The sequence below is a fragment of the Curtobacterium sp. Curtsp57 genome (assembly GCF_047324335.1).
GTDB lineage: Bacteria > Actinomycetota > Actinomycetes > Actinomycetales > Microbacteriaceae > Curtobacterium.
The window spans coordinates 436,240-448,456 of the sequence record NZ_CP168511.1 but is presented as its reverse complement, the minus strand read 5'-3'; the positions used below and the strand labels follow the sequence as shown (position 1 = coordinate 448,456).

Below are 12,217 nucleotides of genomic sequence, written 5' to 3'. Positions count from 1 at the left end.
CAGGAGCGGTCACACCAGCTCGGCGAGCCGCCGTTCCGCCTGCCGCACCATCGGCACCGTCCCGAGCTGCCGGAGGCGGAGCCGGAGCGTCGACGGCGCGGTGTCGGTCGCCGCGAGCAGTCCCAGGACGGTAGGGGCGCGGACCGCCCAGTCCGCCGGTCCGGCGATCCGCAGCAGGTCGAGCGCGGTCCTGACCGGGGTCGTCACCCGGACGCCGGCGACGACCGCGACGTCGGATGGTTCGACGCGGACCTCGCGGACGCGTCCACCGCCCCGCTGGCGCACGCGCTGCCCGTCGTCGATGCAGGCGTCGTGGGGGAGCGGCGGCCGCGAGCACCCGCCCCAGATCCACGCGGCGCTGCGGTCCGATGCGATGATCCGCTCGTCCCCCACGCTCCAGCGGAACGACGCAGCACGCAGCCCCGGGTCCGTCGGTTCCGCGACGGACGCCCAGCACTCGCCGATCGCGACCAGGTCGCCGGCGAGCACCGCTGCGCGGAGTTCGGCTTCCGGCCAGTCGTCGGTGGTGACGAGTCGGGAGGAGCGCACCCGGTCATCCTGCCGCACCGCACCGACGCGATGGAGCCGACTGTGGACAGCAGCGCAGCTCGACAGCGGCTGGTGCGGGCCGGCTCAGCGCAGGACGTGGGAGCGGTGCACGAGCGCCGCGGCGCCGATGAGCGGCCCGTCCTGGGACAGCCCGGTCGGGACGATCCGCACCTTGGTCACGAAGCCGAACTCCACGCGTTCGGCGACGGCCTGCCTGGCGTACTCGAACAGGTCCGGCGTGACGTGCGAGAACCCGCCGCCGATCGCCACCACCTCGAGGTCCACGAGCGACGTGGCGGCGGCGATGGCCTGCCCGAGGGCGCGACCACTGCGCTTGATCGCCGCGACGGCGATCTCGTCCCCGGCGGCGTACGCGGCCGACAGCTCCTCGCCGGTCTCCCCGGTGAACCCCTGCCGCCTTGCCCACGCGACGGTCTTCGGCCCGCTCGCCACGGCCTCCAGGCAGCCGGTGCCGCCGCAGGCGCACGGGTCGTCGTACCCACCGCACTCGACGTGACCGATGTGCCCGGCGTTGCCGGTCGGACCGCTCACGGTGCGGCCGTGCAGGATGAGCCCACCGCCGACGCCCGTGGAGACGATCATGCCCATCACGTGGTCGGAGCCCTGCGCCGCACCGAGCCAGTGCTCGGCGAGCGTGATCGCGAGGCCGTCCATCCGCAGCGTCACCGGCGTCCCGGCCGGGACGAGCGCCGCGACGCGGTCGCGGAGCGGGTAGCCGCGCCAGACCGGCATGTTGAGCGGCGAGACGAGCCCGTGCTCCTCGTCGACGGGGCCGGCCGAGCCGATGCCGACACCGGCGAGCGTCGCGTCGGTCGGCAGCGCCGCGAGGGCGCTCGTGACCACCTCGTCGACGGCTGCCTGCAGCGCTTCGGAGCTGCGCTGCGGGCCGGTGGGGCTCCGGAACCGGGTCCCGGGCAGGACGACGCCCTGGTCGGTGACCAGGGCCGCCTCGACCTTGGTGCCGCCGAGGTCCACGGCGAGGGCGAGCGACCCGGGGTGGTCGGTGATGGGGTCGGTGTTCGACATGCGCGCTCCGATGCGACGGTCTGGAGGCTCGGAGCGGCTCCCGACGCGGCGTCGCGTCGGTCACGCACCGGCTCGGTGCTGGTGGTCGGGTCGGCCTGGTCGGCCGGAGGTCAGTAGGAGGTGGTGTCGTCGCCGACACCGGAGGCGACGCCGGTCGCGACGCGGTGTGCGACCTCGTCGAGGATGCGGGCCGAGGCGCTCGTGCCGATGCGGTCCGCACCTGCCTGGACCATCGCGACGAGGGTGTCGAGCCCTCGGACGCCGCCGGATGCCTTCACGCCGGTGTCCGGGCCGACCGTCTCGCGCATCAGGGCGATGTGCTCGGTCGTGGCGCCACCGCCGGCGAACCCGGTCGAGGTCTTCACGAAGTCCGCGCCGCCCGCGACGGCCGCGCGACTGGCGGCGACGATCTCGTCGTCGGTGAGGAACGCCGTCTCGAGGATGACCTTGACCACGGTGTCGCCCGCAGCGTCGACGACGGCACGCACGTCCTGCTGGACGCGGTTCCAATCGCCGGACTTCGCCGCGCCGATGTTCTGGACCATGTCGAGCTCGAAGGCTCCGTCGGCGAGTGCCTGCAGCGACTCGGCGACCTTGGCCTCGGTCGAGGTGGTGCCGTGCGGGAAGCCGATGACGGTCCCGACGCCCACGCCGGTGCCCTGGAGGCGCTCCACGGCGTGCCGGACGTCGCTCGGGCGGACGCACACGCTGAACACGCGGTGGGTCGCGGCTTCGTCGAGCTGCGCATCGACGTCGGAGCGGGTCAGCTCCGGCTTCAGGATCGCGTGGTCGATGAGTCGACGCACGGCGTCGGCGGTGACGGGGAAGGCTGCGTTGTCCACTCGACAAGCGTACCCGGAGGGGCGCGGCGTACCGTTCCCGGCATGCGCGTCCTCGTCACCGGGGCCACCGGCTACATCGGCGGTCGTCTCGTCCCACGTCTCCTCGAAGCCGGGCACGCCGTCCGCGTGCTCGTCCGTACCCCGCAGAAGCTCGACGACGTCCCCTGGCGGGAGTCGATCGACGTCGTCCAGGGTGACCTGCAGGACGGCTCGGCGGTGGCCACCGCGGTCGACGGGATCGAAGCGGTCTACTACCTCGCCCACGCGATGGGTGCCGACGGGGACTTCGAGGAGTCCGAGCGGGACGCCACCCAGACGATGGCCACCGCGGCGCACGACGCCGGTGTCCGGCGCTTCGTGTACCTGGGCGGCCTGCACCCCGACGGGGAGCTGTCGAAGCACCTCCGCAGTCGGAAGGAGGTCGGCGACATCCTGCTCGGGTCGGGTGTGCCGACGATCGCGTACCAGGCCGGTGTCGTCATCGGCTCCGGGAGCACGTCGTTCGAGATGATCCGGCACGTCACGGACGTCCTGCCGTGGATGCCGGCGCCGCGGTGGGTCCGCAACAAGATCCAGCCGATCGCCGTCCGCGACGTCCTCTACTACCTCGTCGAGGCGCTCGACATCCCGGCGGACGTGAACCGGACGTTCGACATCGGCGGGCCGGACGTCCTCCGGTACGGGCAGATGCTGAACGGGTACGCGGTCGAGGCAAAGCTCCCGCAGCGGCCGATCACCGCGCTGCCGGTGATGACCCCCGGGCTCGCCGCACACTGGTTCAACATGGTGACGCCGATCCCGCGCAAGCTCGCGACGCCGATCATCGAGTCGCTGCAGTTCGAGTGCGTCCAGCGTGAGCACGACATCGACGACGTCGTGCCGCGGCCGGAGGGCGGGCTGACGTCGTACCGCAGGGCCGTGCGGCTCGCACTCACGAAGATGCGCACCGCCGAGGTCGAGACGAGCTGGCGGAGCGCGACGCTGTCGAGCACCCCGGCCGACCCGCTGCCGAGCGACCCGGACTGGGCCGGGCACACGGTGTACTCCGACGACCGGACCCGGCACACGTCCGCGCCGCCGGAAGCGGTCTGGAGCGTCGTCGAGTCGATCGGCGGCGAGAACGGCTGGTACTCGTTCCCGCTCGCATGGGTCGCCAGGGGGTGGATGGACAAGATCGCCGGGGGAGTCGGCCTCAACCGTGGTCGACGGGACCCGAAGCGCCTCGAACAGGGCGACGCGCTCGACTGGTGGCGCGTCGAACGACTCGACCGCGGGCACTACCTCCGGCTCCGGGCCGAGTTCAAGTCCCCTGGTCGGGCCTGGCTCGAGATGACCGTCACGCCGACGGACGACGGCGGCTGCGACTACCACCAGCGGGCGCTGTACTTCCCGCAGGGCCTCGCCGGGCGCCTCTACTGGTACTCCATCCTGCCGTTCCACGGGGTGATCTTCCCGGGCATGGTCGAGCGCATCACGGCCCGCGCCGAACGCGAGGCCCACCGCACCGACTCGACGCAGGCCAACAGCACGCAGCAGAATGGGTCTCGCGCGCCAGCGCACGAGGAGGCAGCATGAGCGACGACGACCGCGGACTGGTCCTGTTCCTGGGGGACAGCATCACCGCAGGAGGCACGTGGGACGGACGCTTTCCCGACGAGCGCACCCTGAACCTCGGCATCAGCGGGGACACCACGGACGGTGTGCTGGAGCGACTCGACGAGGTCGTGCAGGCCGCTCCCGACGCGATCGTCCTGCTCATCGGCACGAACGACTTCGGCAACCACCGCAAGAGCGCCGAGCACGTCGTGCGGAACGTGGAGACGATCCTCGTGACGCTCCGCCGCGAGCTCCCCGGCGTCCGCCTCCTCCTGGTGTCGATCCTGCCGCGCCAGGCCGAGTTCACCCCGCGGATCGAGGAGGCGAACCTACACCTGCGCCAGTTCGTCGCCACCTGCCACGCGCAGTACCTCGACGCGTGGCCCGCCCTCGCGGACGGCGACCACCTCGCCGAGCAGTACACCGAGGACGGCCTGCACTTGACCGACGACGGCTACCGCGCGTACGTCGCAGAGCTCGGTCCGGCGCTCGAGCGGCTCCGCGGCCTGCCGCCGATGTCCCGCCCGATCACGGCCATCGAACTCGACGAGGCATCTGCCTGATGGCCGCACGCAAGGGACGACCAGCAGTCGGGTCGTCGCTCCACTCCGCCGCGCCCGGTGCCCGCCCCGCAGCCGCCGCGTCGTCGGGCACTTCGGGGACGCCGGCGTTCACGCGCCCGGCCCTGGCGCCTGGGCTCGTCGCGGCCATCGTGCTGCTCGCGTGCATCGCGTTCCTCGACGCGCCGGCGTTCGTGTTCGTCCGGTGGGGGGTCACGGTCCTGGCCCTCATCGTGCTCGTCTTCGCGACCAGGGGCCGTGCTTGGTGGGCGGCCGTCCTGATGGCAGCGGTCGCGGTCTGCTGGAACCCGCTGGTGACGATCCCGATCCCCGGACAGCTCTGGGCAGCACTGCAGATCGTCGCAGCGGCGCTGTTCATCGTCGTCGGGATCGTCGTGAAGGTGCCCAGAACGACGGAGGAGCCGCCTGCCCGGTAGGATCGGATCGGTCGGGTGCAGCGCCCGACCACCTGATCAGAAGGGCATGGATGAGCAACGAGACCGAGCCGGAGACCGAGAGTCCTCTGCTGAACCCTCGACCGTCCTCCGGCGGTCTCGACCGCCCCGACATCGTGCTCCGGAAGGGCCGCTTCACCCTGCTGAACGGCCACCTGACGCCGCAGCAGTCGATGATCGAGGACCTCCTCTTCCTCGACGACGCGCTCACCGCGGCCGACGTCGACCACCTGCTCATCCGCGGGAACGACCAGCGCCCCGTCATCGCCGTCGACGAGCGAGACCGTCAGCGCGCCGAGTCGGCCGTGATGGACGCCGCCGTCGGCGAGCCGTTCTACGCCAAGCCGCCGGGAGAGCCGGCCGTCCTCGTCGTCGATGACGGCCTCGGTCCCGTCGACCAACCAGTGCTCCGGGTGTTCCGCCCGCGCCTGGAGCCGCTCGGACGGCTCCGGTACGGTGCCGAGACCAGTGTCCAGCTCGAGTTCTGGCGGGTGACGGACACCGAAGTCCTCGCACCGGTCGAGAACGCCCTGATGCGCAGGAGCCTGCCCGTCGACGAGTTCGTGCTCACCGACATCGAGCGGTACGGTCGCACGTGGCGCACCGTCGAGCACATGTTCGACGACCACGTCTCGGACATCCGCTTCCCGATCGACATCGTGTTCTCGTGGGTCGACGGCAACGCGATCGAGTACCAGCGCGCGCGGCAGGCCGCGCAGTCCTCGGCTGTCCTGGGGGAGGGCGACGACGCGCCCGCCCGGTTCCGGCAGATCAACGAGCTGAAGTACGCGCTGCGTTCGGTGTACACGTACGCCCCGTGGATCCGGACGATCTACATCGCCACGGACTCGCCGGCGCCGGCATGGCTCGCGGACCACCCTCGTGTTCGGATCGTCCGGAGCGAGGAGTTCTTCGCCGACCCGTCGGTGCTGCCCACGCACAACTCGCAGGCCGTCGAGTCGCAGTTGCACCACATCCCGGGCATCAGCGAGCACTTCATCTACTCGAACGACGACATGTTCTTCGGTCGGCAGGTCGACCCCTCGGTGTTCTTCAGCCCGGGCTCCGTGTCGAAGTTCATCCTGGCGACGACCCGGATCGGCCTCGGCTCGAACAACCCGCGCCGGAGCGGATTCGAGAACTCCGCGCGGGTGAACCGACGTCTGCTCCAGCAGCGGTTCGGTGCCGTCACCACGCGCCACCTCGAACACGCACCGACCCCGCTCCGGGCCAGCATCATGACCGAGATGGAGCACGAGTTCGCGGACGAGTTCCGCGCGACGGCGGCGTCACGGTTCCGGGCGGCGGAGAACATCTCGGTGACGAACTCCCTGTACCACTACTACGCGCTGCTCACCGGGCGGGCGATCGTGCAGGAGAACGCGCCGGTCCGGTACGTGGACACGACGATGCAGTCCGGGCTCCGGGCACTCGACGACCTGCTCAAGAAGCGGAACGTCGACTTCTTCTGCCTGAACGACGGCAGCTTCCCCGAGGTCTCCGACGAGGAACGCACGACCCGCGTCACCGAGTTCCTCGACCGCTACTTCCCGTTCCCGGCCCCGTGGGAGCAGCCCGAGGAGTAGCCCGCGCGGTGCCCGCCGCCCAGGCGGTGCCCGCCCGGTGCCCCCCGCCTGTGGCCCTCAGCCCCACCGGTCACAACACCCCGCTCAGGTCCGCCGAGCGGTCACGAACCGTCGGCTGGACGCGGTGCCGGCGACGAGTTCCGACCGCTCGGCGCAACCCAAACGGGGAGTCGTGACCGGTCGGGGCGAGCCCCGACGACTGCTGACCGGTCGCAACACACCGCTCAGCTCCGCCGAGTGGCCTCGTGCCGTCGCCGAATCAGATCGAGAACGACGTGTTCTGACCGCCCGGTGGAACGCACGCGGTGAGTCGTGACCGGTCAGCGGTGGACGGGGGAGAGCGGCACCGAATCGAGGGTGAAGACCGGGATGCTCGACGTGACGGGTGCCGGCTCGACGGCCGGCGGGATGACGACCCCGGCAGCGGCGAGTCGTGCGTCGGTCTCCGCGGCGGAGACCGGCTCGCCCACGGTGGCGTACTGGCCGATCGGCACCACGGAGTGGACGACGTCGTGGCCGTACACGTGCACCAGGTTGAACGACTGCGCACCGTCCTGGCCACGGGTCCCACCGCGGAACTCGTTGAGGTCCTGGGTGTAGCACGTCGCACTCGCCACCGACACCGGGATGCCCGCGAACACGGCGCTGGTCGAGTAGTGCAGGTGTCCCGCGATGATCGTCAGGACGTCGCTGCCCTCGACGACCTCGGCAAGGGCGCGCTGGTCACGCAGTTCGACGAGGACGGCGAGGTCCTGCACGCTCGGTACCGGCGGATGGTGCATCGCGAGGACCGTGCCGTGCGGAGCGGGCTCGGAGAGCACCTCTGCGAGCCAGTCCAGCTGCTCCGGCGTGACGGTGCCGTAGTGCTCGCCGGGGACACTGGTGTCGAGCGTGATGACCCGGAGCCCGTTGACGTCGTAGACGAAGTCCACAGGCCGCTCGGTGGGCTGGAGTCCGAAGAGCTCCTGACGGAACGCTCCGCGCTCGTCGTGGTTTCCCATCGCCCAGATGACCTGGGCGCCGATGCGCTCGGCGGCCGGCTCGACGATGCGACGCACGCGGGCGTAGGCCCCCGGTTCGCCCTTGTCGGCGACGTCGCCGGTGACGACGATCGCCTCGGGACGGGTGCCGGATGCCTCGATCTCCTCGACGATCTGTGACAGCCGTGCCGCCGAGTCGACGTCACCGTACAGATCACCGTCCGAGGCGATGAGGTGCGTGTCGCTGAGGTGGAGCAGGAAGTGGTTCGGCCTGGGGTGCTCGGCCGTCCGGGGTTCCATCGGGTTCTCATTCCGTTGGCGGGCTCCGCGAGGGCCACCCGTTCCAGATGCGTGGTGCAACACGTTGCCACACCGTCCTGGAAGAGTCCAGCACGTGTTGGTGAACCGCCCGTGAACTGGGGACGGCGTGTCGGTCACGCTGCCGGAGACGCCTGGCCGGGTTCGGCGCCGCTCTCTGGCGGGACGTCTCGGCAGAACCGCTTGAACGGGCCGGCGAGATCGCCCAGACGCGCGGCGAACTGAGTGTCGGGCGCCTGTTCGAGCGCCTCGAGGTGCTCCGCGGTGAGGGCCTCGTCGAGCACCGTCTTCGTTCCCGGGTAGAGCGCGTCCAGCTTGGGGAGCTCCGAACGGAACCGCTCCGGTGCGCGGACACGGTCTTGCGCCGCCCCGCTCAAGAACCGGACGCAGGTCGTCCGAGCCTCTGCGCGCGCGGTGAGCGGTTCTGCGTCGGGAACCCGCACGGACGGAGCGGCCACCGACTCTGCGGACGACACGGGAGCGATGGTCTCCTCCGGGCCGATGACGAACCAGTCAAACCCGCGGATCAGGGCGCGATGCGCTCCGAAGGTGCCCTTCCAGTCCTGGAGGACCTGTGCAGCGGAGTCGTCGTGCGCGTACACGCGGACGAAGACCGGTTGGCCGTCCGGAGTGGTGCAGTCGACACCCCGCATCGAGTCCCAGAAGTACGGATCGTCCGCCCACGAGACGTCCCCGTCGCACGCCAGGTGCGCACGCAGTCGTTCGACCTGCTTCTCGAGCGCAGTGGCCGAGGCGGCCGTCGGCGCCGGCCGTTCCGGTTCCGATGCGGCACAGCCCGTCGCGCCGACGGCGACGGCCATGGCCACGATCGCGGTCGCGATCCCGGTCATGGTCCGTCGCCGTGGCGTCATCGTCACTCCCAGTTGATCGTGGAGCCGGTGGCGACGGCGAGCGACTTCACCTTCACCTGCTTGGCGCCGGCGACGTTGCCCCACAGGATCGTGGTGCTCCCGCCGTCGCCACAGCCGGCGCTCTGCCAGACGGGAGCAGTCAGGGCATTGAAGCCCTTGCCCTGGACGCACGACTCGGTGTCGGACGTCTTGGTCCACACGTACGTCACCGTCGTGTTCTTCGTCGTGCCGATGTAGTTGCACCCCGTGGATGCCCCCGACCAGCCCCCGCCGATCGGACCGACGGCGTTGCGCCACTTGCAGTCTCCGCTGAGCGGCGTGACTGCCGATGACGTGGCCGCGGACTGCCCGGTCGAGGCGTTCGCGGCAACGGGTCCCGCGAGAGCGAGGCCGGCGCCGAGGCCGAGTGCAGCGATGGTGCCGATGACACGAGACGTCTTCTTCATGGTGATCCCCTCATTCCGTTCCTCGCTCGTGCGAGGCGTAGAACCAACGTACTACCCCTGAACAGGTGTCAGGTTGCAGATAACAATTTCGATATGTGCGCGCGTTCCGGGTACACGAAACGACGAACGCCCCGACCTGTCAGGTCGGGGCGTTCGTCGTGTTGCGGGTCGTGTGATCAGTGCTGGGGGGTACCGGCACCCACCTGCGGGGCCTCGTGCGAACCCTCCACGCCGTGTCCATGGTGCGCGGCGTGCGCGGCGTCGAGCTCGGCCTTCGAGACCGGCGCGATGCGGTCCTCGAAGAAGAAGCGCGAGGCGCTCGCACGCATCTTCTGCAGGGGCGTAATCTGTCCCTTGGCGTTCGGACGGATCATCAACGGCTTGTAGTCGTTGAACTGCAGCAGACGCCAGCGCTCGTACTCGTCGAGCTGCTCGTGGACCTCGATGTACTCACCGTGCGGGAGACGGACGATGCGGCCCGACTCGTACCCGTGGAGGACGATCTCGCGGTCCTTCTTCTGCAGCGCGAGGCAGACGCGCTTCGTGATCCAGAAGGCCACGAACGGACCGAGGACCGTCGTCGCCTGGATGACGTGGATCACCGAGTCGACGGACACCAGGAAGTGCGTCGCGATGATGTCCGAGCTCGCCGCCGCCCAGAGGCTGGCGTAGAGCGTGACGCCGGCGGCCCCGAAGGCCGTGCGGGTCGGCGCGTTGCGCGGGCGGTCGGCGATGTGGTGCTCACGCTTGTCGCCCGTGACCCACGCCTCGATGAACGGGTAGATGAAGATCGCGAGGATGAGCCCCACGAGCACCGCGATCGGAACGAGGATGTTGAACGACACCGTGTAGCCGAACCACACGACCTCCCAGTGCGGCGGCACCAGACGGAGCGCACCGTCCGCGAAGCCGATGTACCAGTCGGGCTGGGTACCGGCGGACACGGGGGACGGGTCGTACGGGCCGTAGTTCCAGATCGGGTTGATCGTGAACAGCGACGCGATGAGGGCGAGGATGCCGGCGACGATGAAGAAGAAGCCACCGGCCTTCGCGGCGAACGCCGGGAGGATCGGGACACCCACGACGTTGTCGTTGGTCTTGCCGGGGCCCGCGTACTGCGTGTGCTTGTTGATCACCACGAGGACGAGGTGGACACCGAGCACCGCGACGAGGATCGCCGGCAGCAACAGGATGTGCAACGTGTACAGACGGCCGACGATCGCGGTCCCGGGGAACTCGCCGCCGAACAGGATGTACCCGATCCACACGCCGATGACGGGAACGCCCTCGATCATGCCGACGATGATGCGGAGACCGTTGCCGGAGAGCAGGTCGTCGGGGAGCGAGTAGCCCGTGAAGCCCTCGGCCATGGCCAGGACCCAGAGGACGAAGCCGAAGACCCAGTTGAGCTCACGCGGCTTCCGGAACGCGCCGGTGAAGAACACGCGGGCCATGTGCAGCATCACCGAAGCGACGAACAGCAGGGCCGCCCAGTGGTGGATCTGCCGGACGAAGAGCCCGCCACGGATGTCGAACGAGATGTTCAGCGTCGACTGCAGCGCCGTCGACATCTCGACGCCCTTGAGCGGGATGTACGAGCCGTCGTAGACGACCTCTGCCATGGACGCCTGGAAGAAGAACGTCAGGAAGGTGCCCGAGAGCAGGATCACGACGAAGCTGTAGAGGGCGACCTCACCGAGCATGAAGCTCCAGTGGTCGGGGAAGATCTTGCGACCGACCTCCTTCACCAGCCCGGAGATGCTCGTTCGCTCGTCGATGTAGTTGGAGAGCCCGCCGATGATGCGGGATCCGCGGTCCGGAGCCGGCTTGGTGCCGGTTGCGGGCTGCTGTGTCGTGGTGGTGGTCATCAGCGTGCACGCTCCCAGAAGGACGGGCCGACCGGTTCGTGGAAGTCGCTCTGCGCTACCAGGTACCCGTCGTCGTCGATCGCGATCGGAAGTTGGGGGAGGGGACGAGCCGCCGGTCCGAAGATGACCTCGCAGTTGTTCGAGACATCGAAGGTCGACTGGTGGCAGGGGCACAGCAGGTGGTGCGTCTGCTGCTCGTAGAGCGCAACCGGGCATCCGACGTGGGTGCAGATCTTGGAGTAGGCAACGATACCGTCGTAGCCCCAGTTCTCGTGGCCCTTGGCCGGATTGAGGTCCTTCGGGTCGAGGCGCATCAGGAGCACGGCTGCCTTGGCCTTCTCCTCGAGCATGTCCTCCTTGTCGAGCAGCCCGTCGGGGATGACGTGGAAGACCGAGCCGATCGTGACGTCGGACGCCTTGATCGGGAGACCGGTCGGGTCCTTCGTCAGGCGGGTGCCCTTCGCCCACATGGTGTGGCGGAGGAGCTCGTTCGGGTCGGCGGCGGGTGCGAGGTCACGCACGAGCACGATGCCCGGGAGCGGGAACGCAGCGAGGGCCCCGATCATCGAGTTGCGGATCAGCTTGCGACGGCTGAACCCGGACTCCTTGTCCGCCAGCTGGAAGGCCTCGACGGCCTTCGCACGGGTCGCGTCGGAGCCACGCGTGGGGTGGCGGTCCTCGGAGATCTCGCGGTCGCTGACGAGCGACTTGGACCAGTAGACCGCGCCGAGGCCCAGGCTGAGCAGCGCGAGCGCGATGGCCAGGCCGAGGAAGAGGTTCCCGGTGCGGACCGTGCTGAAGTCGTCGGCCTTGATCGGGAAGGCGACGTACGCCGCGATCGACAGGACGCTCGCGACGATCGACACGTAGAAGAACGTGGCGACCTGGCGCTCGGCCAGACGCTGCTTCTTCGGGTCGACGTCGGTGCGGCGTGCGCGGTGCGGCGGCTCACCCGGGTTCTCGAACGGCTCGGCGGGCAGGACCGCGGTACCGGGCGACGTCGTGCTCGTGCCGTGCTTCTCGACAGCCGAGGACGAGTTCAGTGCCTCGTCGTCGTGCTCTGCCATGGTGTTCCCTTCAGTGTCGTGCGACACGGAC

12 protein-coding genes are annotated in these 12,217 nt (G+C 69.8%); 4 read left to right on the top strand and 8 right to left on the bottom strand.

The features are described from left to right. Nucleotides 1-9: 9 nt before the first annotated feature. The 3 genes from ACEN9V_RS02035 to deoC form a co-directional block, all read right to left on the bottom strand. On the bottom strand, nt 10-549 hold the full coding sequence (locus ACEN9V_RS02035; protein ID WP_281264560.1) for a hypothetical protein: 540 nt from the start codon (nt 547-549) through the stop codon (nt 10-12). A gap of 84 nt (nt 550-633) precedes the next feature. After that, nucleotides 634-1,596, bottom strand: coding sequence for an ROK family protein (locus ACEN9V_RS02030; RefSeq protein ID WP_413601922.1), 963 nt, complete (start codon nt 1,594-1,596; stop codon nt 634-636). 110 nt (nt 1,597-1,706) lie between these two features. After that, nucleotides 1,707-2,438: a deoxyribose-phosphate aldolase gene (gene deoC / locus ACEN9V_RS02025; protein ID WP_413601921.1), complete on the bottom strand. Its 732-nt coding sequence runs from the start codon at nt 2,436-2,438 to the stop codon at nt 1,707-1,709. A 42-nt stretch (nt 2,439-2,480) separates the two neighbouring features. Here deoC and ACEN9V_RS02020 point away from each other — a divergent pair, with 42 nt between their 5' ends. The 4 genes from ACEN9V_RS02020 to ACEN9V_RS02005 are packed head-to-tail and all read left to right on the top strand — an operon-like array spanning nt 2,481 to nt 6,635. Next, entirely contained in the window at nt 2,481-4,013 is a 1,533-nt protein-coding gene (locus tag ACEN9V_RS02020) for an SDR family oxidoreductase (RefSeq protein WP_413601920.1), read from the top strand. Then, the gene (locus tag ACEN9V_RS02015; protein ID WP_413601919.1) at nt 4,010-4,597 is read left to right on the top strand and encodes a GDSL-type esterase/lipase family protein; all 588 of its coding nucleotides are present in this window, start codon (nt 4,010-4,012) and stop codon (nt 4,595-4,597) included. Before ACEN9V_RS02020 ends, ACEN9V_RS02015 begins: the two co-directional genes overlap by 4 nt. Continuing rightward, nucleotides 4,597-5,031 (top strand): DUF6804 family protein, encoded by a 435-nt coding sequence (locus ACEN9V_RS02010; protein WP_413601918.1) that lies wholly within the window; start codon nt 4,597-4,599, stop codon nt 5,029-5,031. Before ACEN9V_RS02015 ends, ACEN9V_RS02010 begins: the two co-directional genes overlap by 1 nt. Nucleotides 5,032-5,081: 50 nt before the next feature. Beyond that, nucleotides 5,082-6,635, top strand: a complete 1,554-nt coding sequence (locus tag ACEN9V_RS02005; RefSeq protein WP_413601917.1) for a stealth conserved region 3 domain-containing protein — start codon at nt 5,082-5,084, stop codon at nt 6,633-6,635. A 320-nt stretch (nt 6,636-6,955) separates the two neighbouring features. Here the strand turns inward: ACEN9V_RS02005 and ACEN9V_RS02000 are convergent, their stop codons facing one another. The 5 genes from ACEN9V_RS02000 to ACEN9V_RS01980 all read right to left on the bottom strand — a co-directional run bounded on the left by ACEN9V_RS02000 (nt 6,956) and on the right by ACEN9V_RS01980 (nt 12,186). After that, nucleotides 6,956-7,915: a phosphodiesterase gene (locus ACEN9V_RS02000; RefSeq protein ID WP_413601916.1), complete on the bottom strand. Its 960-nt coding sequence runs from the start codon at nt 7,913-7,915 to the stop codon at nt 6,956-6,958. 134 nt (nt 7,916-8,049) lie between these two features. Further along, nucleotides 8,050-8,784 carry a hypothetical protein gene (locus tag ACEN9V_RS01995; protein WP_413601915.1) on the bottom strand — a complete coding sequence of 245 codons (735 nt, stop codon included), beginning with the start codon at nt 8,782-8,784 and terminating at the stop codon, nt 8,050-8,052. Between the two features lie 23 nt (nt 8,785-8,807). Beyond that, nucleotides 8,808-9,251: a hypothetical protein gene (locus ACEN9V_RS01990; protein ID WP_413601914.1), complete on the bottom strand. Its 444-nt coding sequence runs from the start codon at nt 9,249-9,251 to the stop codon at nt 8,808-8,810. 176 nt (nt 9,252-9,427) lie between these two features. Next, nucleotides 9,428-11,119 (bottom strand): cytochrome b, encoded by a 1,692-nt coding sequence (locus tag ACEN9V_RS01985; RefSeq protein ID WP_281264570.1) that lies wholly within the window; start codon nt 11,117-11,119, stop codon nt 9,428-9,430. Next, the gene (locus ACEN9V_RS01980) at nt 11,119-12,186 is read right to left on the bottom strand and encodes a Rieske 2Fe-2S domain-containing protein (RefSeq protein WP_402728741.1); all 1,068 of its coding nucleotides are present in this window, start codon (nt 12,184-12,186) and stop codon (nt 11,119-11,121) included. The genes ACEN9V_RS01985 and ACEN9V_RS01980 overlap by 1 nt, the downstream gene beginning before the upstream one ends. Nucleotides 12,187-12,217 lie beyond the last annotated feature (31 nt).